This is a genomic window from Dactylosporangium sp. NPDC051485, assembly GCF_040682015.1.
Taxonomy (GTDB): domain Bacteria; phylum Actinomycetota; class Actinomycetes; order Mycobacteriales; family Micromonosporaceae; genus Dactylosporangium.
Genome location: NZ_JBFAZW010000003.1, coordinates 126,156 through 147,043, shown reverse-complemented (window position 1 = coordinate 147,043; position 20,888 = coordinate 126,156). Strand labels below are relative to the sequence as shown.

Below are 20,888 nucleotides of genomic sequence, written 5' to 3'. Positions count from 1 at the left end.
CGCGGCGCTCAGCTGGGAGCGACCGCGGGGCCGAGGCGGTACGGCGGCAGCGGTCCGACATCCGGGTTGTGGCCCCGCAGCAGGTCGGCCTGCACGGCGGTGAGGGAGTCCAAGGTCCAGGGCCGGACGGTCGTCTGTGCCGAGACGACTTCCCAGCCCTGCAGCAGTTCCACCCGGCCTCCTTCCGCGACCAGGACCTGACCGTTGAGGGTGGCGGCCTCTTCGGTTGCCAGCCAGACGGTCGCCGCCGCGGCGTGCTCAGGGGCGAGCCGGTCGAGCTCGGCCGGCGGACCTTGACGACGGCTCTCCTCGGCGGCTACCGCGGTCGGGTTGAACTTGGCGTTCGCGGCGTGCCAGAGCCGGGTGCGGGCGACCGGAGCGACCGCGTTGACCCGGACGCCGACGTCGATGAGCTCGCGGGCCAGCGCCAGCGTCAGCCCGATGACGCCCATCTTTGTGGCGGCGTAGGCCGACTTGTTCGCCTCGCCGTACAGGCCGCCGCGGGAGGACGTGTTGATGATGACGGCGTTGACCGGCTGGCCGGACTTCTGGTACTGCGCGCGCCAGAACTCAACGGCGTGGCGGATCGGGGCGAAGGTGCCCTTGAGGTTGACGTCGACGACGACGTTCCAGTCCGCCTCGCTGGTGTCGCACAGGGGCGCGTGCCTGCTCACCCCGGCGTTGTTGATCAAAATGTCCAGGCCGCCGAACTGGTCGATGGCGGTCTGGATCATGTGCCGGGCGCCATCCCACGACCCGACATCGTCGTGGTTGGCCACCGCGATCCCGCCACCGGCCACGATCTCGGCGACGACGCTGTCGGCGACCCGACTGTCTGAACCGTCGCCGGCCGTGCTCGTGCCCAGGTCGTTGACGACCACCCGGGCGCCCTCAGCGGCGAGCAACATGGCCTCCGCGCGGCCGATGCCGGTTCCGGCACCGGTCACGATGGCGACCTTGGAATCGAACCTGCCCATCTGTGCCCCCTTCTGCGGGCGCCGGAGGACCTCGGCGCCCGCAGCTCGTCGGGTTACTTGTCCAGATCGAGTTGCAGCATGCGGATGGCGTTGCCGCGCGAGACCTTGTAGATCTGCTCATCCGTGAGGTACTTGAACATGTCCAGCGCCGTAGCCGCGGTGTTCGGCCACGTCGAGTCGGTGTGCGGGTAGTCGACCTCGAAGGTCGTGTTGTCCTCGCCGATCGCCTCGAGGTTCTTCATGCCGTAGTAGTCGCGGAAGAAGCACCCGTAGACCTGGCGCCGGTAGTAGTAGGACGGCGCCTCGGGCAGCGTGCTGCCCACGCCGTTCCACGTCCGGTGCTGCTCCCAGATCTCGTCGGCCCGCTCCAGCTGGTAGGGAATCCAGCCGACCTGGCTCTCGGAGTAGGCAAGTTTCAGGTTCGGGAACTTGACCAGCACCCCGGAGAACAGGTACTCCATCAGCGAGGTGATCGCGTTGTTGGAGGTCAGGCTCACGCCGACGGCGATCGGCGCCTCGGGCGCGATGAAGTGTGCCTCCATGCGCGAGGACGACCCGATGTGCATGCAGACGACCGTCCCGGTCTCGTGGCACGCCTGGAAGAACGGGTCCCAGTAGCCCGAGTGGATGGACGGGTAGCCCAGGAAGTACGGGCTCTCGCTGAAGGTCACCGCGCGCACGCCACGGGCGGCGTTGCGACGCACCTCGTCCGCGGCCAGCTGCGCGTCCCAGAGCGGGACCATGGCCAGCGGCGCGATGCGGCCACCCGACTGTCCGGCCCACTCCTCGACCTGCCAGTCGTTGTAGGCCTTGATGCAGAGCAGGCCGAGATCCTTGTCCTTGCCCTCGCTGAACTCCTGCCCGCAGAAGCGCGACATCTGCGGGAAGCAGAGCGAGACCTCGACGTGGTTCATGTCCATGTCCGCGATGCGGGCCTTCAGGTCGTAGCACCCGGGGCGCATCTCGTCGAAGTTCGTCTGCTCGGTGTTGCGCAGGTCCGGGGGCAGGCCCACGCCCGCGATGGTCCTCAGGATCGGCTTGACCACGTCGCCGTAGACCCAGACGTCCGTGATCTTGCCATCGGCGTCCTCGTCCGCGACGTACTGGCCGGACCCGACACGCCGGGCCTTGCCCATCTTGCGCCGCTCGTAGTGCGGCGCGGCATCCTTGTACTTCTTGGGCAGCCGGCTCGTCCACACGTCGCGTGGCTCGACAACGTGGTCGTCCACGCTGATGAACCATGGCAGGCTCTCGGCGGTCAAGTCGGTGCGTTCGGTCAGTTCGGGCATGGTGTGCGTCCCTTCCTCCGGGTTCCGGGCTGGGCGGGCGTGCTTGGTCTCATCTCGACAGCCGACCCATCAGGTCGGCGTAACGGTCCAGTCTTGGCATCACCACCTCGCGATCGGCCGACGGAAGCCAGTAGACCCATCGATCAACCCCGGCCTCCGCCTGCTCCCGCGCGTCGTCATAGTCGGGTCGGGCCGCGAACAGGGTGACCCGAGGGCGGGGCCGCCCGGCCGCCGCCGCGCGCTCCCGCAGATCGGCGATCTGCTTGCGCAGCAGCGCGTTGTCACGCGGGTCTGAGGGCATCCACTCGTCGCCGAGGCGCACTGTCCTGGCCCGGGCGGCCGCCCCGTTGCCGCCGACGAGGATCGGCGGGTGTGGTGCCTGGACGGGTTTGGGCAGCGAGATTATCCGGTCGAACGAGTGCAGCTGCCCGTGGTACGACGCCTCTTGCTGCGCCCAGATCGCCTGCATCGCGGCCAGGCCCTCGTCGAGGGCGAGCGCGCGGCGCGCCGGGTCCACGCCGTGGTTTCGCATCTCGCCCTGGTTCCACCCGGCACCCACGCCCAGCAGAACCCGTCCGCCGGAGAGCTGGTCCAGTGAGGCGACCGTCTTCGCCAGGGTGATCGGATGATGCTGCGGGACCAGGCAGACCCCGGTGCCGACCCGCAGCCGGCTGGTGACGGCCGCGGCCGCGGCCAGCGCCACGAACGGATCCAGCGTGCCGTAGTACTCCTCCGGCAGCTCGGTCTCCGAGTTGCGCGCGGCCGGGTAGTCGAGCGTGGTGCCGGCCGGGATGTGCGTGTGCTCGCAGACGAACAGCGACTCGAAGCCGCGGTGTTCGACCTCGCGGGCCAGGTCGGTCAGCGCGAGCCGCCCGTGGGCGCGGACGATGTAGACGCCGAAGTTCATCCCGCGACCGCCCCGGGTTGCGGTGCCGGACACCGGCGCCGGATCATCGCTGCCGCCGCGGGACGAAGACGGGGACCGCCCGGCGATGGAACGCGTCGACGCCGATGCGGACGTCATCGGACTGCATGTGCGCGACGCCGATGCGTCGCTCGACCGCCAGTCCGGCGGTGAGCGGCAGGTCCACCCCCGCGCTGACGGCCCGCTTGATGCGCGCGGTGGCCGCGGCGCTGCGGGTGGCCAGCAGCGCGGCGATCTCCCGTGCGCGGGTCAGCAGGCCGGCCGCGGGAACGACCTCGTTGACCAGACCCCACTCGCACGCCACCTCCGGCGTCACCCACTCGCCGGTGAGCAGCAGCCACTTGGCCCGGCGCGGACCGATCTGCCGGGGCAGTCGCTGGGTGCCGCCGCCGCCGGGGAACAGCCCCAGCTGCGCGTGGTGGTCGCCCATCTTGGCGTCGTCGGCGACGACGACGAGGTCGCAGGCCTGCATCAGCTCGAAGCCGCCGGCGAGGGCGAACCCGTGCACGGCCGCGACCGAGGGCAGATCCGACTGCGACAGGCGCGCGAAGACCTCGTGCCACCGGTCGAGGAACGGACCGAACACATCGGGATCGCTGAACTTGTCGCCCAGGAAGTCCAGGCTGGCGCCGGAACAGAAGCCGCGGCCGTTGCCCCGCACGATGAGGGCGCGTACCGCCCCGTCGGCCTCCAGCTCGGTGATCCGCTGGTCGAGGTGGTCGAGCATGTCCAGGTCGATGGCGTTGAGCCGGTGCGGGGCGTTGAGGACGATCTCACCCACTGCGTCGTGAACCTCGACGATGACCGGCGGCTGTCCGTTCTCCGACATGCTGCTCATCCTCGCTTTCGGAATTCCATATACTGTATCCGCTTTACCCGGGGCCTTCAATACCGTCACCGCCGCGGCCTTCAATTCTTCGCTTCGGCGGCGGCACTGCCCGCAGTCAATCCACCGTCGACGACCAGCTGGGTGCCCGTGACGTACCGCGACTCGTCACTGGCGAGGTACAGCGACGCGTAGGCGACGTCCCAGGCGCTGCCGACGTGACCCATGGGGCAGGCCGCATCCCTGGCGGCCCGCAGCGTGTCCGCCTCGCCCGGGCCGGCGGCCTGGGCGACGTACACCGTCGGGGTGTCGACGTAACCGACCACCACCACGTTGCACCGGATCCCCTCACGCGCGTGCTCCAGCGCGATCGCCTGGGTGAGCTGGTTCACCGCCGCCTTGCTCGAGGAGTAGGCGGCGTACGCCGTGCCCGTCCATCGCATCGAGGCGACCGAGGAGATGTTCACGATGGAGCCGCCGCGTCCGGACGCGCGCATCACCGGGATGACCCGTTGGCTGCCGAGGAAGACGCTCTTCACGTTCACCCGATAGACCAGGTCCCACTGCTTCTCGGTGACCTCGGTGAACGGTCCGATCGCGCCGACACCCACGTTGTTGTGCAGCACGTCCACCGTGCCGTAGCGGCGCACCGCGGCCTCGACGTACGCGTCGACCCCTTCGGCGGTCGACACGTCGGCCACGACGGGCGTCGCCTCGCCGCCCTCGGCCGTGATGATGCCGGCCGTCTCGGCCACGGCGGCCTCGACGCGGTCGACGAGGACAACCTTGGCGCCCTCGCGCGCATACAGCACCGCGCATGCCTTGCCGTTGCCCCAGCCCGGGCCGATCGACCCCGCGCCGGTGACAATGACGACCTTGCCGTCCAGCCGCCCACTCATCTCGCCGACTCGCCTCCGTCCACCACAATCACCTGTCCTGTCGCGTAGCTGCTGCGGTCCTCAGCGAGGAAGACGACCCAGGACGCGATCTCCTCGGGCCGCGCGAACCTGCGCAGCGGGACGCGGCCGAGCACCTTCGTGCGAACCGCGGGGTCCCGCAGGCGTTCGCTGTTGAGGTCGGTCTCGATGTAGCCCGGGCACAGGCAGTTCACGGTCACCCCGTAGCGGGCCCACTCGACGGCCAGCGCGCGGGTGAACTGGGCCAGCGCCCCCTTGCTCGCGCAGTAGTCGACCAGGTTGGGCACGCCCACCACCGCGTCCACCGAGCCGATGTTGATGACCCGGCCGCTGCGCTGGGCCACCATCGCCCGGCCGAGCGCTTGGGTGACCAGCATCGGGCCGAGGATGTTCACGCCGAAGGTGCGGGTGATGTCGTCCGCGGCAAGGTCGAGGAACGGTGACTCGTTGACGACCCCGGCGTTGTTGACCAGAATGTCGACCCGCCCGGTCTCCCGCAGCACGGCCTGCGCCATCCGCTCGACGGACGTCGCCGACGAGACGTCACACGCGACCGGCGTCACCGACCCGCCCAGCGGCTCGGCCAGCCGGAGCGTCTCCGCCATGTTGGCCTCGTCCCGGGCCACCGCGACCACGCGGGCGCCGGCCTCGACCAACGCCAGGGTGATCGCCTGACCGAGCCCGCGGCTGGCCCCGGTCACGACGGCGGTCGCGCCATCCAGCGTCGTGCCGCTCACCGCGCCGCCCGCCGGCGTGTCAACTGCCGCGCCATCACCAGCCGGTTGATGTCGTTGGTGCCGTCGTAGATCTGGGTGACCTTCGCGTCGCGCATGAAGCGCTCGAGCTCGTATTCGCGTAGGTAGCCGTAACCGCCCAGCACGTCCACCGCCCCGGTCGTCACCTCCACCGCGACGTCCGCGCAGTAGGACTTGGCCATCGCCGCCTCGACGCTGTACTCGTGGCGCGTCCGGGCGTCGATCATCCGGGCCAGCCGCGAGACCATCAGCTCGGCGGAGCAGAGCTTTGCGTACAACGTCATCAGCCGCAGCTGTACGGCCTGGAACTCGTAGATCGGACGGCCGAACTGCCGCCGCTGCTGCGCGTAGTCGTAGGCGCGCACCCACGCCCCGCGGGCCAGGCCGGCCGCCTGGGCGGCGGTGCTGATCCGCGCGTCGCCGAGCACGCCCATCGCGATCCGGAAGCCGCTGCCCTCCGGTCCCAGCAGGTTCTCCTCGGGGACGAACACGTCCTGGAAGAAGACCTCGGCGGTGTCCGAGCCGCGCATGCCCATCTTCTGCAGCGGCCGCCCGCGGCTGATGCCGGCCGATGACGTCTCGACCAGCAGAGCGCTGATCCCGCCGGCACCGGCATCCCCGGTACGGACAAAGACCGTCAACAGCTCGGCCTCGGTGCCGTTGGTGACGAAGATCTTGCTACCGCTGACCCGGTAGCCCCCGGCCACCCGGGTCGCCCTGGTTGCCAGGGATGCCAGGTCCGAGCCGGCGTCCGGCTCGGTGATCGCCATCCCGGCGACCAGCTCGCCGCGCGCCGCGGCCGGCAGCCATCGCGCCTTCTGCTCGTCGTTGCCGGTCGCCAGCAGCGGCAGCATGGCGTGCGCCAGGGCCATGTACGTCGTCGACGTGGCACCGCACGCCGAGGCGATCTCGGACAGCACGAGGCAGTACTGCAGCATCGTCCCGCCCGCGCCCCCGCAGTCCTCCGGAACGAGGATCCCGGTCAGGCCTGCCTTCGCGAGCGCGGCGATGGCGTCGGCCGGGAACGTCTCGGTCTCGTCCAGCTCGCGGGCGTGCGGCGCGATCCGGTCGCGGACGATCTCGCGGGCGAGGTCGCGGACCCCGCGGTCGTCGTCGGACAGGTCGAAGTCGAGGATCTCGAACATGTCACGGCCGCCCGGACTGCTCGTGCGCCGCCGCCGTGGCCAGGTCGCGCGCGGCCAGCAGGTCGCGCAGCTTCGCCTTCTGGATCTTGCCGGTGGCGGTGGTCGGCAACTCCTCGATGAACTCGATCTCCTCCGGCCACTTCTGCCTGGTGATGCCCTGCTGTTCCAGGAACTCGCACAGTTGCGACAGCGACAGGGACTGACCGTGCTTCGGTACGACGAACGCCAGCGCGTGCTCGCCGAGCCGGCTGTCCGGCACCGCCACGACCGCGGCCCGCTCCACGAGGGGGTGCTCCGCCATGAGGTTCTCGACCTCCAGCGCGCTGATCTTCACGCCGCCGCGGTTGATGATGTCCTTGATCCGGTCGACGTACCGGACGTAGCCGTCCTCGTCCAGGCAGCACAGATCCCCGCTGTAGTACCACCCGTCGCGGTCGCGTGACTCGTGCGTGCGCTCCGGGTCGCCGTAGTAGCCGAGGAAGACGTGCGGTCCGCGGGTGGCGTACTCGCCGACCTCGGACGGGCCCAGCGTGCTGCTCCGGTTGTCCTGGTCGACGATCTTGACCGAGCAGCCCGGCATGGGGCGGCCGTCGCGGGACACCAGCCGCTGCCAGCTGTCGCCGACGTAGCTCATGGTGTTCAGCGGTGCCTCTGAGACGCCGAACACCCGCAGCACGTTGATGCCCAGCTCGCTGCGGGCATCCCGGACGAGGTCCTCCGGCACGGGCGCGCCGCCGCAGCAGAAGTACCGCAGGCGGTGCGGCGGCACCCCGTTGCTGCGCCCCTCCTCGACCATCGCCGCGATGAACGGGGTGGCGCTGAGCGTGAAGGCCGCCCCCTCGGCGCTGATGAGATCCAGGGCGGCGCGCGGCTCCCAGATGTCCTGCAGGATCAGCTTGGCGCCGCAGAGCACCGAGGTGTACAGGCCGAACAGCAGGCCGGTGACGTGCGAGATCGGGCTCGGCATCCAGATCGGGGTGTCCGGGCTGAGCCCGAGGGTCATCCGCAGCCACTGCGGGGAGACCCGGTCGGTGTTGTGGGTGTGCGCGACCGCCTTGGGCAGGGCGGTGGTGCCCGAGGTGAAGGCCAGGCGGGACAGGCTGTCCGGGTCCGGGCGGCGGGCGTCGAGATCCGCGGTACGGGGGTCCGCGTCGAGGTCCTGCAGGCGGAGCTGCCCGGGGCCGGGATCGCCGGCGACGAGGACGTGCGCCAGGGATGGGACCGCACGCCGTACGTGCTCGGCCATGACGGTGAAGTCCGTGCTGCGGTACTTCGACGCGACAACGTATGCCCTGGCGTGACACTTGTTCAGCATGTAGCTGACGTCGTGCGCACGATAGATCGGCATGAGCGTCAGCGGCCGCAGGCCGGCCCGCTGGACGGCGAGATAGACCTCCACGAACTCGATCCAGTTGGGCAGCTGGATGGCCACGAACTCGCCCGGGGCGAGGCCCAGGTCGACCAGCGCGGTGGCCAGGCGCTCCACCCGGCGGTCCAGCTGCGCCCAGGTGACCCGCCGGAACCGGTCCACCACCGCGTCCGCGTCGGGACGGCTCCGGACGTTGACGCGCAGGTCGTCGATGAGCAGGGTGTCCTGCCACCAGCCGTCGGCCTTGAACCGGCGGATCTGTTCGTCGCTGTAGGCGTCCGTCGCGTGCTCCAGCAGGCCCTGGGACGATGAGGAGTCCTCACCAGGCATGTCACTCACCCTTCTCGTGCGGAGACCGGTGCCCGATCCCCGAGGAAGAGCCGGTGGGGGTCGTAGACCCGCAGCGCGGCGAGCTCCTCCGGCGTCGGCGGCTGCTCCCGGACGACATCCCGGTGCACCTCGAACGACCAGCCCATCGACCCGCGAATGCGTTCCACGGCCGCGCGGTCGTCCGCCCCGGCCGTGGGCAGGATGCGGGTGAGCACATACTCGGGCCCGTCCACCCGCTCGAAGACCCCGAGCGTGGTCACGATGCTGCGCACCCGGTCCCCTGGACAGGTCACGTAGGAGACCTTCGGCACCAGCCGCTCAGGGCTGTGCCCGACGGTGACGATCACCTCCTGGGAGGCGCTGAGCACGTCGTTGGCGCCGCCGGAACCCACCAGAAAGTCACCGGACTCCGTGTAGGTGGAGTTGAGGGCGCCGCTCCTGTCGATCTGACCGGCGCCGACCATGCCGATGGTCGCGGTCGCGGGCCCGCCGACGAAGGTCCCGAGGACCCCCATGACATCGGTCAACATCTTGGAGCTGGGCAGGTTGCGGCCCGCGAAGATGTACGGCTCGCCCGGCCTGGGGGAGTAGCCGAACATGCCGATCTCGGCCATCAGCTCGATGTCGATGCCCTGGCGGTGCAGGTGATCGACGCCGACCCAGGCGGCCAGGTTGGACAGGCCGACCCCCGACAGCACGGCCTGGTACCCGTCGTGGCGTACCCGCCGTTCCAGCTGCCGGGCGGTGGCGATCACCTGGGTCTCCGAGGTGGTGGCCGGACCGTCGAAGAGCCAGTCGGCGGTCACCTCCCGGCGCCAGGCGTCGGGGGCCGCGCGCTGCGTCAGGTCATCCAGCCGGGACCGGCCGATCTTGTCCAGGTACGCGGCGTGGTCGGGCACGCCGGTCACCCACTCCTCGATCCACGCCCGGAACGCCTCGGGAGTCCGCGACGCCCGCCGGACGTCGGCCATGAACTCGTCGTCGTCGGTGTAGCTGGACACGCCGGGGACACCCGAGTCGTACAGCCCGTACGGGTGGCTGCCGTACGGCAGCTCACAGACGGCCAGGACGGCGTGCGCGGGGATGCGCACCACGCCGTTCATCGCCCGGATGGTGGCGGTGTCGACGACCTTCTCCACGCAGGCGATGACGCCGCGGCGCGCGGCCAGCGCGCCCCAGTGCCCCTCCCCGTACGGTGCGGCCACGATGACGTTGCCTGCGGAGTCCGCGGCCACCGCCTGCATGATCACCACGTCCGGGCTCAGTGCGCTGACCAGGCCCGTGCCGGTGCCACCGTCGGGCGCGTCCGCGTCGAGTTCGCGGTACTCGCCGCGGGCCGCCGCCTCCAGGCCCATCGAGCTGCCGGCCATGGACCGGACCGGAAAGTGCGAGACGCCCAGGGCTCCGGCGGCCAGGCGGGCGACAACGCTCCACAGTGACCAGTTCTCGATGGTGACGTCCCCGGCGCGCAGGGCCCGCTGCAGCGCGGCGTTCGGCCGGGCGACCGGGTAGTTCTCGCCGGCGAAGGACGTGACGATCCGCTTCACCAGGCCCATCTCGACCAGGGCGTGCTGGAGGTTCACCAGCCCGACGGTCACCAGGGTGAGCTCGGGACGGGTGCCGGCGAAGACTCGGGCCAGCTCCAGCAGTGCCCCGTTGGGCCGGGCTTCGGAGTACGCCACGTGCAGCGTGCAGCCGTGGGTGACGTATCTGCGCAGCGCGGCCTGCAGCGGCATCACCTTGGACTTGCCCTCGTTGTCGGCGATGCGGAAGCGGTCGTCCAGCTCGGCCACGAACGCAGTCAGGTCGGGGGCGCTCATGACGACATGGTCAATCCGCCGCTGACACTGAGCGTCTGGCCGGTGATGTAGCTGGCCGCGTCGGAGGCGAGGAAGGCGATGGCCTGGGCCTGCTCGACCGGTTGGGAGATCCGCTTCATCGGTACGGCCCGGGTCATCCGCTCGATGATCTTCGCGGCGTCGGCCGGTTCGTTCAGCAGCGGCGTATCGGTCGGGCCGGGCGCGATCGCGTTGACCCGGATGCCGTCGCGGACCACCTCGCGGGCCACCGACTTCACGAAGCCGATGACCCCCGCCTTCGCCGCGGCGTAGGCGGTCTCGCCCATCGTGCCGACCTTGCCGGCATCGGAGCTGGTCAGCACGATCGAACCCGACTTCTGGGCCGCCATGTGGCCGATCGCCGCATGCGTGAGGTACAGGGATCCCATCAGGTTGATGTCGATGATCTTCCGCCAGTAGGCGGCGGTCTCCTGCGCGAAAAAGGTGATGTCGGTCCAGCCGACGGTGCTGACCAGAATGTCGAGGCGGCCGTGCTGGTCGACCACCTCGCGGACCAGGGCGTCGGCCTGGCCGGGGTCTGTGATGTCGCACTGGTGGTGTGAGGCGCCACGGCCGGCGGATACCAGCTCGCCGGCGACGGCCTTCGCGTTGCCCGCGTTCAGGTCCGCGACCGCGACGGTCCCGCCGCCATGGTGGAGAAGCCTGGCGGTGGCGGCGCCGATGCCGCTGCCGCCGCCGACCACGAGCGCGACCTTGCCCTCGAAGTCCATCTGACCGACCACTTCCTTCCTTATTCAGCCGAGGTGGCGCGAGAGTCCTGCGTAACCTCGAATACCGGCCCGATCCGGCTCGGGTCGTGGCGGACGGTGCCGAACCGCAAGAGCACGGGGTCACCGTTTCTGGGCGTGTAGCCGGGCTGCGCCGCCAGCCGGGCGAACACCCGGACGCCCTCGGGCAGGTCGACGTAGCCGATCAAGTACGGGGCCTGGAACCCCGCCGGTGCCAGGTGCACCTGGACGGCCTCGTAAATCCGGCCATGCCGGGACAACGGCACCGTCTGCGTCGCCGTCTGGTCGTTCGGGCAGTACGCCTGCGGCGGGTAGCGGTGCAGTCCGCAGCTCGAGCAGTGCGACGCGATCAGGGACAGCTCGCCCGCGGCGTCCCGGGCGATGGCCGGAATGGCCAGCGCGCCGTCGCCGGCCACCCGATCGGTCTGCGCTGCGGCGTCGGTGGCCGCAACCGGTGCCCGATCCCGGGCCGGCGTGCGGTCCGCGGCAGAGGTGCTCATCGTCCGCTCCCCTCGAGGATGGTGACGCCACTGCTGGCGAAGCTGCCCAGATGGAACCCGCCGGAGATCTGTGCCAGCGCGATGCTCGCCCCCTCCACCTGGCGCGGGCCGCAGCGGCCGCGCAGCTGATCGGCGAGCTCGACGAGCTGCGCCAACCCCGTTGCGCCCAGCGGGTGCCCTCGGGTCAGCAACCCGCCGCTGGTGCTGACGGGCAGCCTGCCGCCGAGCGAGGACTGACCGGACTCGACGAACTTGCCGCCCTGGCCACGCTCGCAGAAGCCGAGGTCCTCGTAGTGGATGATCTCCGCGATGGAGAATGAGTCGTGGACCTCGGCCACGTCCACGTCCTGCGGGCCGAGCGAGGCCATCTCGTAGGCGCGGCGCGCGGTGCGCACGTCGAGCTCGAACGAGGACAGGCTCGCCGCGGCCTGGGTGCTGTAGACACCGCTGCCCACCACCGAGGCGCGAACCCGCACCGTGGGCGTGATGCCCAGCCGCCGCGCTCCCGCGTCACTGACGATCACGGCGGCAGCGGCGCCGTCCCCGGTCGGGCAGCAGTCGAGCAGGTTCAGCGGACCGACGACCGGCTTGGAGGCGAGGACGTCCGCCACCGTGATCGGGGCGCGGTACTGGGCCACCGGGTTGTGCGCGGCGAAGGCGCGGTTCTTGACCGCGACAGAGGCGATCTGCTCGCGCGTCGTGCCGTACTCGGCCATGTGCCGCTGCGCCGCCAGGGCGTAGTACACCGCCGGCGAGAAGCCGATGTCACCCTCCAGCTCCATGCCGTCAGACGTCAGTGGTGCGCCCTTGCCGTTTCGCCGCGACATCTGCTCCACGCCCACCGCGAGGGCGACATCGAACTGGCCGGACAGCACCGCCGTGAACGCGACGTTGAACGCCACCGTGCCCGACGCGCAGTACGCCTTCTCGTTGAAGACCGGGACGCCCTCGATGCCCACCTCCCAGCCGATGAGCTGACCGACGCCGCTTTCCCGGCCCTGCAGCACGCCGCTGCGAGCCGAGCCGCACGACAGGACCTCGACGTCTTTCGGTGATATGCCGGCGTCCGCGAGCGCCCGCAGCGCGGCTGCGGCGCCCAGGGTGCCGAGCCGTTCATCCGGAAACTTTCCGAACGGTGTCATCCCGACACCGGCAATGTACGTCTGGCGCATGCTGTGCATCCGTCCCACTCGAAGCTCAACTGATGCTCGTCGGTAGCCGCGCACCAGCTCCGTTCCGGCTCGCGCGGACGACTCCGCGGCCGGTCCAAACGGCGGCGGAGCCGGAGGCTCGGGCCCATGTTTGGGGTTAGACGCCAAGAACGTATCCAGTATCCTGTGGGGTGTCAAGGATTGATCAATGCCGTGCCAGGGAGGCATGCAGATGGATGACCGAGCCGCACTGGAAGGCGCCTTGCGCGAGCTGGTGTCCGCCGCCGCGGTGCGCGACGTGCTGCTGACCTACGCCGCCGCGGTGGACGACCGCGACTACGACCGCCTCCGCGGCTGCTTCGATCCGGCCGTCGAGGCCGAGCACGGGGGAGTGCGGACCGTCGGAGTTGACGCGATTGTGGCGATTGTCCGCGGACTGGACTCGTTCGCCACGACCACGCACATCGTGCAGTCGGCCCAGGTCCGCGTCGAGGGGCGGGTCGCCCGCAGCGTCGCCCTGTGCACCGCCTGTCTCGTCTCGTCGACGGGCGCCGGCACCACCGCCACCGTCCGCGGCATCCGGTACGACGACGTGCTCGAGGACCGGGACGGTCGGTGGGTCATCGTGCGCCGGCGCCACCGGCCGCTGTGGCAGTACGACGTGCCCGCCATCGCCAGTCCCGGCCTGCCGCAGCCGCTGCTCGACAGCTTGGCCGCCTACCGCGGAGCCGGTCCCCGGGAGTAGCCGACCGCGCAACGAGCATCGAATGCACTGTTGACAGCGAATGGATACTGGATACGCTGATGCAACCTCGCGCCGGAACCGCCTACGCGTTGAGGGCACAACAAGTCCACAGTTGGTTCCGTATCCGCACCCCAAGAGCCGAACGCGCGACTCGGCGTCGTCCCGGACCGCCAACCCATGACAGCTCTGGTCAGCTGTTCCGCCAGGCGCCCGGCCGGGCTTCCCGTCGCGGACAACAAGGCGCGGCGTTGCCGGCGCGTGGTGCTTGCGCATTCGCATCATCGATCCGACACGTCCGCAGCGCCGGAAGATACGAGGAGGACAAGACACATGATGCTTTCGTTCCGTAGACCGGGCACCGCCGTAGTGCTGCTGGCGCTTGTCGCCGCGGGGCTCACCGCCTGTCGCGGGGGCTCCGTGGACAGCGACGCCGCCACGGGCGATTCGGTGTGCCCCGCAACCGTTCCGGGCCTGACGAGCAACTCCATCACCCTGGGCGGGACGTACCCACTGTCGGGCACCTACGGTGCGTACGGTCAGGAGGCGATCGGCGCCGAGGCCTGGTTCAAGCACCTCAACGACGCCCAGGGCGGCTTCAAGCTCGCCAACGGCCAGACGCTGAAGATCGTCTTCAAGTACAAGGACGACGCCTACGCGCCGCAGCAGTCGCTGGCGAACGTCAAGTCGCTGGTCGAGAATGACAATGTATTTATGATCTTCAACTCGTTCGGTACGAACACGTCGCTGGCCATTCGCGACTACCTCAACCAGCAGAAGGTGCCCCAGCTGTTCACGGCCACCGGTGCGTCGGCGATCGCGAAGTCGGACCCGAAGTACCCGTGGACGGGCGGCTTCACGCCCAGTTACTACGACGAGGGTCGAACCTGGGCGACGTACCTGCTGCAGGCGCACCCCGACGCGAAGATCGGTGTCGTGTACCAGAACAACGAGATCGGCACCGACACCCTCGGGGGCCTGAAGGACGGCCTGGGCTCGAAGGCCAGCGCGATCGTCTCGGCGGTGTCGTACGAGACCACCGACGCCACGCTCAACAACCAGGTCAGCCAGGTCAAGGCCAGCGGCGCGGACGTCTTCGTGGCGATCGCCTCCGGCTCGTTCGCCCCGCAGGCCATCAAGCAGGCGGCGGCGCTGGGCTGGAAGCCGAAGGAGTTCCTGATGCCCCGGGGCTCGTCGTCCGTGGCCGCGACCATCAACCCGGCCGGCCCGCAGAACGCCATCGGGCTCGCCGCGGTCTCGTACCAGAAGGACCCGAGCGACCCCGCGTACGGCTCGGACCCCGGCGTCACGGCCTTCAAGGAGGTGCAGCAGAAGTACGCGCCGAACTCGAACGTGAACGACGGCAACTTCGAGGGTGGGGTCCTGGTCGCGCAGCTGCTGCAGAACCTGGTCGAGGGCATGAAGCAGCCGCTGTGCCGGCAGACCATCACCGACGCGGCCAGGACGACGACGCTGTCGTCGCCGCTGTTCCTGCCCGGCATCGACAGCAAGATGCCGATCAGCAAGTTCAAGCTGCAGAAGTGGACCGGCACGAAGTTCGAGCTCTTCGGCGACGTGATCAACGTAGAGCACTGACACTGACATTGGCACGGCAGGCAGTGGCGCCCGCCGCGGAACCGCGATCCGGGCGCCACTGCCGCGTGACCCTGAGGAATGGGATTGAGTACGTGGAATACGCCGACTACCAACGCCTGATCTTCGAGCAGTTGCCGGACGGTGTGCTGCTGATCCGCATCAACCGACCGGACAAGTACAACGCCGCCGACCCGCGGATGCTCATGGAGTTCGAACAGGTCTGGCTGGACGTCGCGGCCGATCCGCAGGTGCGCGTCGTGGTCATCACCGGAGTCGGCAAGGCGTTCTCCGCCGGTGGCGACATCCGGGCCGAAATGGCCAGGATCGGCGACGCCACGCAGGTCGTGGATGCCATGGATCGGGCCCGCGGGCTGGTCCTCAACATGCTCAACTGCGACAAGCCCATCATCTCCGCGATCAACGGAGTGGCCGTGGGCGCCGGTCTGGCGATCGCGCTGCTCGCCGACATCAGCATCATCGGCGAGGACGTCCGACTCACCGACGGACACATGCGCATCGGGCTGGCGGCGGGCGACCACTCGGTGATGCTCTGGCCGCTGCTGTGCGGCATCGCGAAGGCGAAGTACTACCTGCTCACCGCGAAGTTCATCGACGGCCGGGAGGCCGACCGGATCGGGCTGGTGAGCGAGTGCGTGCCGACCGGCGAGGTGTTGGCGCAGGCTCTGGCCGTCGCCCAGGGACTGGCCACCGGACCGCAGTGGGCGCTGCAGTGGACGAAGCGGTCGATCAATCACTGGCTTCGAGCGGCCCAGCCGGCATTCGAGTCGTCCCTCGCCCTGGAGATGCTCTCGTTCTTCACCGATGACGCGCGCGAGGGGATGGCGGCGATGCTCGAGAAGCGCCCGGCGATCTTCCCCGGGGCGAGCGGCGCCGGCGTGACGGACGCGGCCACGTCCTGACGCGCCGCGCGGCGGCGCGATCAACCGAGGGCCCTCTCCGACAACCGGAGAAGGGCCCTCTGGCATGCCGGCTGTTGTCGCGGGGCCGGTGCGCGGTGCGGCGCCCCGCGCGGCTCACCTCGCCCGGATGGGGTGGCGGTTCCTGTCCACCAGGGTCATACCGGAGGGCGGGCCGCCGATCACGCTCGTCGGCGCGGAGGAACTCGAGCAGCGCCGTCCGCGCCAGGCCACCGCGGCGATGCCACGGCCACCGACGCTCGACGAGATGCCGCACGGCCACCGACAAAAAGACCTACGAGGCGGCTCCCTCGCCATCACCTGGCTCGGGCCACGGAATCGCCGGCGGACCTTTCGGTCGTTCAGCTCTCCCGCACGTCTCGTAGGTCTACGTCAGAAGCTACTCCCGCGGCCGGACGAGCAGGGGTGAGCCGCCGGGTGACAGTGCGCGATCAGGCGGCGGGCAGTCGTCGGCGCCGCGAAAAGGGTGAGGCGAGCTGAGGCCGCGATGCAGGACAGCGGGTATCCGCTGGTGCGACAACCCGCAGTCGGAGAGTCCCGTGGGCACCGAGGTGCTCGCCCACCGGTCCGAGAGACCGTTGGGTCATCGCCCACACCCCCGTTTGAACAGGTGATTCACGATGACGACGACCCTCCCGGTTGACCCGGTCCTGTGCATGGCACTGTTCGTCTCCGACACCCCCAAGTCCGGCGACCTGGACAACGCCACGATCCGTGCGGCGGTCGACCGCACGCTCGAGCGGCTGGGTCCCGACGAGTGCTATGCCCGCGCTGCCGAGGTGTTCGGCGACCGCCCCGAAACCGCCCTCGACCGCATCCAGTGGGCGCGCGAGCTGTGCACCCGCGCCATGCCGCCCGCGCTTGCCGCTCCGGCCGGTTGATGATCCGGCCCCATGAGGCGTTATGGCGTCAGCCGTGCAGGCGGTGCAGAACCTGCCGGCATGCCTCGGCGCAGTTGAGGGTCGCCTGCGAGCAGATCCGGCAGTGCTCGTGATGGTGGGCGTGCTTGGCGCAGAGTTCGGCGCTGTGCTCGCAGGCGATCACGCATGCTTCCAGTTGCGCGCTGAGCAGCGCCGCGTCGCTGCCGCGGCTGATCAGGCGGCGGGTCGTCGCAACCGTGTCCGAGCAGTTCAGGTCGCGGATGATCGCGTCTTGCAGCTCTCGGACGTCGTGCTCGCCGACCATCGCGGCCGCGCAGGCGGTGACGGCCTCCTCGCATTCCAGCATGGCGTCGATCGCCGCGGCCAGGCGGTCGCTGCTGACCTCGGGCCGGAAGTTCACCGCGATGGTGTCTAGGAGTTGCCGGGTCTGCGGCATGGTGATCCTCCCGATGCTGGGTGCTGGGACGGGAAGGCACCTACCAACGAAACGGTCACCTCAAACCTGCCGCCGCGCCACGTCGGCGCGTTCCGGTAGCCTGCACCCTTGCAGGTGCCTTCCGTCCGGGATGGATACGACCCTCAGCAAGTCTCCTATCCTCCCAGCCCAGAAGGCACCTGCTCGCTCCTGGTGACTACCCCTTCATCGCACCTGATGTGATCCCGTGGGCGAACGACCGCTGCAGCACGAGGTACACGGCAATGACGGGGATGGCGGTCAGGATGGCGGCGGCGGACAGGTAGGTGTAGTCGGTCGTGTACTGGCCCTGGAAGGTGGCCAACGTCATCGGTGCCGTCAGCTCGCGGCCGCCGGAGAGCATGACGAGCGGCACCAGAAGATCGTTCCAGGTCCAGACGAATGACAGGACGGTCAGCGCCAGCAGCTGCGGTACTGCCATCGGCAGCAGCAGGCGTACCAGGATGACGAAGCTGTTGGCCCCGTCGACCCGTCCGGCGTCGGTGATTTCGTATGGTGCGTCCTGGAAGAACGTCCGCATCCAGAAGCATCCGAAGGGGAGGCCGAGCGCCGTCTCCACCAGGATGACGCCGAGCAGGTTGTCGGCCAGCCCCACCTCGCGGAAGTCGAAGAAGAGCGGGATGATCAGCGACTCGTTCGGCAGCATCAGTCCGGCCAGGAGGATGAGGAACAGCATGTTCCGCATCGGGAGCCGGAACCGGGCGAGGGCGTAGCCGGCGGGCACCGAGAGCAGCAGCGTCAGCAGCGTCGCGGTGATGCTCACCTTGAAGCTTGTCGCCAGGGCTGTGCCCATGTCGGCGAGGTCCCAGACGGCCTTGAAGTTGCCGATGTGGAAGGAGTCGCTCAGCCTGATGGTGCTGTCCTGGGTGTCGGGCTCCCCCAATGCCATGATCACGACGCCGATGAGGGGGACCACCGCGATCGCGGCCGCACAGGTGACGATCACCTGGCCGGTGAGGGCGTGTGCCCGGGTCGTTCTCATCCTTTTCTCCAGGGACGGAGGATCAGCATGGTCAGCATGAGGATCACCAGGGTCAGCAGCACACCCATGGCCGAGGCGACGCCGAGGTCTCCGACGAAGAACGCCTTCTGATAGACGAGGAAGGATGGCACCTCGGTGGAACTTCCCGGTCCGCCCTGGGTGGTCACGTAGATCAGGTCGAAGTTGCGCAGCGCGGCGGTGACCGCGAGCACCATGACGACCGTGATCTCGTTGCGAATGCTGGGCAGCGTCACCGCGAAGAACTCGCGGACGGGGCCCGCACCGTCCATCCGGGCCGCTTCGTACAGTTCCACGGGGATGCGCTGCACACCGGAGATGAGCAGCACGAGGGCCAGGCCGAGCAGCATCCAGGTGCCGATCAGCCCGACCGAGGGCAGCGCCCAGGTGAAGTCGCCCAGCCAGCCGCGGGTCCAGCTGCCGAGGCCGACCGCCCGCAGCAGCGAATTGACCGGACCGTCCGGGGCCAGCAGCCAGCGCCAGGCGACACCGGTTACGACCGGGGCGATGACGTACGGCAGGAACAGCGCCGCCCGGAAAATGGTCAGCCCGCGGATCCGCGTGCTGCCGATGACGCCCACCAGCACCAGGGCCAAGGCCGTGGTGAGCAGCGCATAGAAGCCGATCAGCACGAACGCGTGCCCGAACGCCACGCGGTTCTGCGAGCTCTCCAGGATGGCTCGGTAGTTGTCCAGACCGACCCAGCGCGACGGGCTGATGCCGTCCCACGCGCAGAACGACAGGTAGATGCTGTGCAGGAAAGGCAGGATCAGGAACAGGCCGTAGAAAATCAACGCGGGTGCCAGGTAGCCGAGGCCGACAAGGGCGTTGGACCTGTGCTGCTTGCGAGCGGCGACACCCGCCCCGTTCGATTGAACGGGGCGGGACGCTACCGTCAAGACCCTGCCGCTTTCGCGAGCGGGTGGAACATGCCGGTCAGCCCTTCTCCAGCGATTCCACGAACGGGCCGTAGGACTTCTGCAGTTCCCCGAGCAGGCCCTCGGGGCTGAGGGCGCCGGACATGAGCTGGTCGAAGGTGCGGGAGATGGTCGGGTACAGCTCCGGCGCGCCCCAGTCGACGTACGGCACGGGGGTGCCCTCGCCCACCAGCTTGAGACCGTTGCGCAGCGCGTCCTGCGACGGGACCGGCAGGTTCGCCGCGGTGATCGCGGACTCGGCGTCCGCCGGCGGCTTCGACGGGATGGCGCCGCCGGCCAGGAACTGCTCGGCCGCCTTCTGGCTGGTGACGAAGTCGATGTACTTGGCCGAGAGGTCCTTCTTCTTCGCCTTCACCGGGATGGTCCACGGGATGTCGCCGGCACCGACGGCCGCGATTCCCTGCCCGGACACCGACGGGAAGAACACCATCCGGAGCTTCTTGGTCTGCTCCGGCGTGCCCTTGAGCGGAGTGAAGCGGGAGCTGGTCAGGGAGAACAGGCCCTTGCCGGAGATGAAGTTGGCGAGCACCTGGTCGGTCTTGTACGCCGTCCAGTTCGGCGCGTAGTAGCCCTTGTCGCCCCAGGACTTCATGGTCTTGGCGGCCCAGGCCGCGGTCTCGGACGTGAAGGTCGCGTTCGAGTGGTGGAAGACCAGGTCCTGCACGGCCTGCGGACCGCCCTTGGCCAGCAGCAGCTCGCTGAGCAGCCATGCGGCCAGTTCACCGTTGGCCGATCCGAACTGCATCGGAACCTCTCCGGCCGCCTTGGCGCGCTGCATCTGATCTTCGAGTTCCGCGATGGTCTTCGGCGGCTCGGTGATGCCCAGCTTCTCGGCGATCTCCGTGTTCATGAGCAGGCCGATCCATGCCGTGGTGGCCGACATGCCCCACAGCGGGCCCTCGCCCATCAGCTTGCCGTCGGTGCTGAACCGGTTGAGCTGCAGCTGGGAGGCCGTCTGGCGGGTGTCCCATCCGAGCTTCTTGGAGTAGTCGTCCATGTTGGTCAGCAGGCCGCCCTTGACGAAGGCGCCCATGGCCTGGTAGCCCCGGTTTACCTGCGTCACATCCGGCGGGTTGGTGCCGGAGAGCTGAAGCTTGGCGACGGAGGCCAGGTCGTCGAAGCTCTTCGCGACGAAGTCGATCTTTACGCCCGGGTTTTCGTCCTCGAACTGCTTGTTCAGCTTCTGGTAGACGGCCAGGATGCCCGGCGAATTGGCCAGGCCGCTCTGCACGACCAGGGTGCCGCCGCCGCCACCGCCATCGGCAGATCCCTTGTCATCGGGCGAGGACGAGCAGGCGGAGGCGGTTACAGCGACTGCGACAGCGGTGGCCAGTAAGGCGGTGAACCGGGTACGGCGCCCTTTGGGGTGTCTATTGGGCATTTGCGGGTTCCTTCTCTACTCAGCGCGGCCGGCTGGCCGTGCTCGCTGGTGCTGCACCCCGCGGAGCGGGGGCCGGAATCGCAGGGACGAGGTGGTCTGGGGCGGAACCTTCGGGCGGTGGACATCTACGGCGCGGTGCAGGCGTGAACTGAGCCCTCGCCGCCTC

At 69.3% G+C, this 20,888-nt stretch carries 20 protein-coding genes; 4 read left to right on the top strand and 16 right to left on the bottom strand.

Annotation, left to right across the window (positions count from 1 at the left end):
• Window positions 1-8: 8 nt before the first annotated feature.
• From AB0M46_RS02605 to AB0M46_RS02550, 12 genes are all read right to left on the bottom strand, one after another.
• Entirely contained in the window at window positions 9-977 is a 969-nt protein-coding gene (locus tag AB0M46_RS02605) for an SDR family NAD(P)-dependent oxidoreductase (protein WP_363332474.1), read from the bottom strand.
• A gap of 53 nt (window positions 978-1,030) precedes the next feature.
• Window positions 1,031-2,266 (bottom strand): amidohydrolase family protein, encoded by a 1,236-nt coding sequence (locus AB0M46_RS02600; protein WP_363332473.1) that lies wholly within the window; start codon window positions 2,264-2,266, stop codon window positions 1,031-1,033.
• 49 nt (window positions 2,267-2,315) lie between these two features.
• Window positions 2,316-3,206: an LLM class F420-dependent oxidoreductase gene (locus AB0M46_RS02595; RefSeq protein ID WP_363332472.1), complete on the bottom strand. Its 891-nt coding sequence runs from the start codon at window positions 3,204-3,206 to the stop codon at window positions 2,316-2,318.
• Between the two features lie 10 nt (window positions 3,207-3,216).
• Window positions 3,217-4,020 (bottom strand): enoyl-CoA hydratase/isomerase family protein, encoded by an 804-nt coding sequence (locus AB0M46_RS02590; protein WP_363332471.1) that lies wholly within the window; start codon window positions 4,018-4,020, stop codon window positions 3,217-3,219.
• Window positions 4,021-4,100: 80 nt separating this feature from the next.
• The gene (locus AB0M46_RS02585; RefSeq protein WP_363332470.1) at window positions 4,101-4,916 is read right to left on the bottom strand and encodes an SDR family oxidoreductase; all 816 of its coding nucleotides are present in this window, start codon (window positions 4,914-4,916) and stop codon (window positions 4,101-4,103) included.
• Entirely contained in the window at window positions 4,913-5,671 is a 759-nt protein-coding gene (locus tag AB0M46_RS02580; protein ID WP_363332469.1) for an SDR family oxidoreductase, read from the bottom strand. The genes AB0M46_RS02585 and AB0M46_RS02580 overlap by 4 nt, the downstream gene beginning before the upstream one ends.
• Entirely contained in the window at window positions 5,668-6,834 is a 1,167-nt protein-coding gene (locus AB0M46_RS02575; protein WP_363332468.1) for an acyl-CoA dehydrogenase family protein, read from the bottom strand. Before AB0M46_RS02575 ends, AB0M46_RS02580 begins: the two co-directional genes overlap by 4 nt.
• Before the next feature lies 1 nt (window position 6,835).
• Window positions 6,836-8,533 (bottom strand): AMP-binding protein, encoded by a 1,698-nt coding sequence (locus tag AB0M46_RS02570; protein WP_363332467.1) that lies wholly within the window; start codon window positions 8,531-8,533, stop codon window positions 6,836-6,838.
• A 5-nt stretch (window positions 8,534-8,538) separates the two neighbouring features.
• A complete protein-coding gene (locus AB0M46_RS02565) occupies window positions 8,539-10,353 on the bottom strand; it encodes a CoA-transferase (protein WP_363332466.1) in 1,815 nt (604 codons plus the stop codon).
• On the bottom strand, window positions 10,350-11,114 hold the full coding sequence (locus AB0M46_RS02560; RefSeq protein ID WP_363332465.1) for an SDR family NAD(P)-dependent oxidoreductase: 765 nt from the start codon (window positions 11,112-11,114) through the stop codon (window positions 10,350-10,352). Before AB0M46_RS02560 ends, AB0M46_RS02565 begins: the two co-directional genes overlap by 4 nt.
• An 8-nt stretch (window positions 11,115-11,122) precedes the next feature.
• Window positions 11,123-11,620: an OB-fold domain-containing protein gene (locus AB0M46_RS02555; protein WP_363332464.1), complete on the bottom strand. Its 498-nt coding sequence runs from the start codon at window positions 11,618-11,620 to the stop codon at window positions 11,123-11,125.
• Window positions 11,617-12,792, bottom strand: coding sequence for a thiolase family protein (locus AB0M46_RS02550; RefSeq protein ID WP_363332462.1), 1,176 nt, complete (start codon window positions 12,790-12,792; stop codon window positions 11,617-11,619). The genes AB0M46_RS02555 and AB0M46_RS02550 overlap by 4 nt, the downstream gene beginning before the upstream one ends.
• Window positions 12,793-13,003: 211 nt before the next feature.
• Between AB0M46_RS02550 and AB0M46_RS02545 the strand changes: the two genes are divergently transcribed.
• The 4 genes from AB0M46_RS02545 to AB0M46_RS02530 all read left to right on the top strand — a co-directional run bounded on the left by AB0M46_RS02545 (window position 13,004) and on the right by AB0M46_RS02530 (window position 16,928).
• Window positions 13,004-13,516 (top strand): nuclear transport factor 2 family protein, encoded by a 513-nt coding sequence (locus AB0M46_RS02545; RefSeq protein ID WP_363332460.1) that lies wholly within the window; start codon window positions 13,004-13,006, stop codon window positions 13,514-13,516.
• 330 nt (window positions 13,517-13,846) lie between these two features.
• Entirely contained in the window at window positions 13,847-15,109 is a 1,263-nt protein-coding gene (locus tag AB0M46_RS02540) for an ABC transporter substrate-binding protein (RefSeq protein WP_363332459.1), read from the top strand.
• A gap of 92 nt (window positions 15,110-15,201) precedes the next feature.
• Window positions 15,202-16,029 carry an enoyl-CoA hydratase/isomerase family protein gene (locus tag AB0M46_RS02535; protein ID WP_363332458.1) on the top strand — a complete coding sequence of 276 codons (828 nt, stop codon included), beginning with the start codon at window positions 15,202-15,204 and terminating at the stop codon, window positions 16,027-16,029.
• Between the two features lie 638 nt (window positions 16,030-16,667).
• On the top strand, window positions 16,668-16,928 hold the full coding sequence (locus AB0M46_RS02530) for a hypothetical protein (RefSeq protein ID WP_363332457.1): 261 nt from the start codon (window positions 16,668-16,670) through the stop codon (window positions 16,926-16,928).
• A gap of 28 nt (window positions 16,929-16,956) precedes the next feature.
• Here AB0M46_RS02530 and AB0M46_RS02525 read toward each other — a convergent pair whose 3' ends face one another.
• The 4 genes from AB0M46_RS02525 to AB0M46_RS02510 all read right to left on the bottom strand — a co-directional run bounded on the left by AB0M46_RS02525 (window position 16,957) and on the right by AB0M46_RS02510 (window position 20,722).
• A complete protein-coding gene (locus tag AB0M46_RS02525; RefSeq protein WP_363332456.1) occupies window positions 16,957-17,364 on the bottom strand; it encodes a four-helix bundle copper-binding protein in 408 nt (135 codons plus the stop codon).
• Window positions 17,365-17,560: 196 nt separating this feature from the next.
• Complete coding sequence (locus AB0M46_RS02520; RefSeq protein WP_363332454.1) at window positions 17,561-18,385, bottom strand: carbohydrate ABC transporter permease; 825 nt, start codon at window positions 18,383-18,385, stop codon at window positions 17,561-17,563.
• Window positions 18,382-19,197: a sugar ABC transporter permease gene (locus tag AB0M46_RS02515; RefSeq protein WP_363332453.1), complete on the bottom strand. Its 816-nt coding sequence runs from the start codon at window positions 19,195-19,197 to the stop codon at window positions 18,382-18,384. The genes AB0M46_RS02520 and AB0M46_RS02515 overlap by 4 nt, the downstream gene beginning before the upstream one ends.
• 142 nt (window positions 19,198-19,339) lie before the next feature.
• The gene (locus tag AB0M46_RS02510) at window positions 19,340-20,722 is read right to left on the bottom strand and encodes an extracellular solute-binding protein (RefSeq protein WP_363332452.1); all 1,383 of its coding nucleotides are present in this window, start codon (window positions 20,720-20,722) and stop codon (window positions 19,340-19,342) included.
• Window positions 20,723-20,888 lie beyond the last annotated feature (166 nt).

Coding starts and splice junctions, on each gene's coding strand:
- AB0M46_RS02545 (WP_363332460.1), top strand. CDS start 13,004: ATGGATGACCGAGCCGCACTGGAAGGCGCCTTGCGCGAGCTGGTGTCC.
- AB0M46_RS02550 (WP_363332462.1), bottom strand. CDS start 12,792: ATGCGCCAGACGTACATTGCCGGTGTCGGGATGACACCGTTCGGAAAG.
- AB0M46_RS02540 (WP_363332459.1), top strand. CDS start 13,847: ATGATGCTTTCGTTCCGTAGACCGGGCACCGCCGTAGTGCTGCTGGCG.
- AB0M46_RS02570 (WP_363332467.1), bottom strand. CDS start 8,533: ATGCCTGGTGAGGACTCCTCATCGTCCCAGGGCCTGCTGGAGCACGCG.
- AB0M46_RS02555 (WP_363332464.1), bottom strand. CDS start 11,620: ATGAGCACCTCTGCCGCGGACCGCACGCCGGCCCGGGATCGGGCACCG.
- AB0M46_RS02520 (WP_363332454.1), bottom strand. CDS start 18,385: ATGAGAACGACCCGGGCACACGCCCTCACCGGCCAGGTGATCGTCACC.
- AB0M46_RS02585 (WP_363332470.1), bottom strand. CDS start 4,916: ATGAGTGGGCGGCTGGACGGCAAGGTCGTCATTGTCACCGGCGCGGGG.
- AB0M46_RS02530 (WP_363332457.1), top strand. CDS start 16,668: ATGACGACGACCCTCCCGGTTGACCCGGTCCTGTGCATGGCACTGTTC.
- AB0M46_RS02605 (WP_363332474.1), bottom strand. CDS start 977: ATGGGCAGGTTCGATTCCAAGGTCGCCATCGTGACCGGTGCCGGAACC.
- AB0M46_RS02510 (WP_363332452.1), bottom strand. CDS start 20,722: ATGCCCAATAGACACCCCAAAGGGCGCCGTACCCGGTTCACCGCCTTA.
- AB0M46_RS02590 (WP_363332471.1), bottom strand. CDS start 4,020: ATGTCGGAGAACGGACAGCCGCCGGTCATCGTCGAGGTTCACGACGCA.
- AB0M46_RS02565 (WP_363332466.1), bottom strand. CDS start 10,353: ATGAGCGCCCCCGACCTGACTGCGTTCGTGGCCGAGCTGGACGACCGC.
- AB0M46_RS02600 (WP_363332473.1), bottom strand. CDS start 2,266: ATGCCCGAACTGACCGAACGCACCGACTTGACCGCCGAGAGCCTGCCA.
- AB0M46_RS02575 (WP_363332468.1), bottom strand. CDS start 6,834: ATGTTCGAGATCCTCGACTTCGACCTGTCCGACGACGACCGCGGGGTC.
- AB0M46_RS02525 (WP_363332456.1), bottom strand. CDS start 17,364: ATGCCGCAGACCCGGCAACTCCTAGACACCATCGCGGTGAACTTCCGG.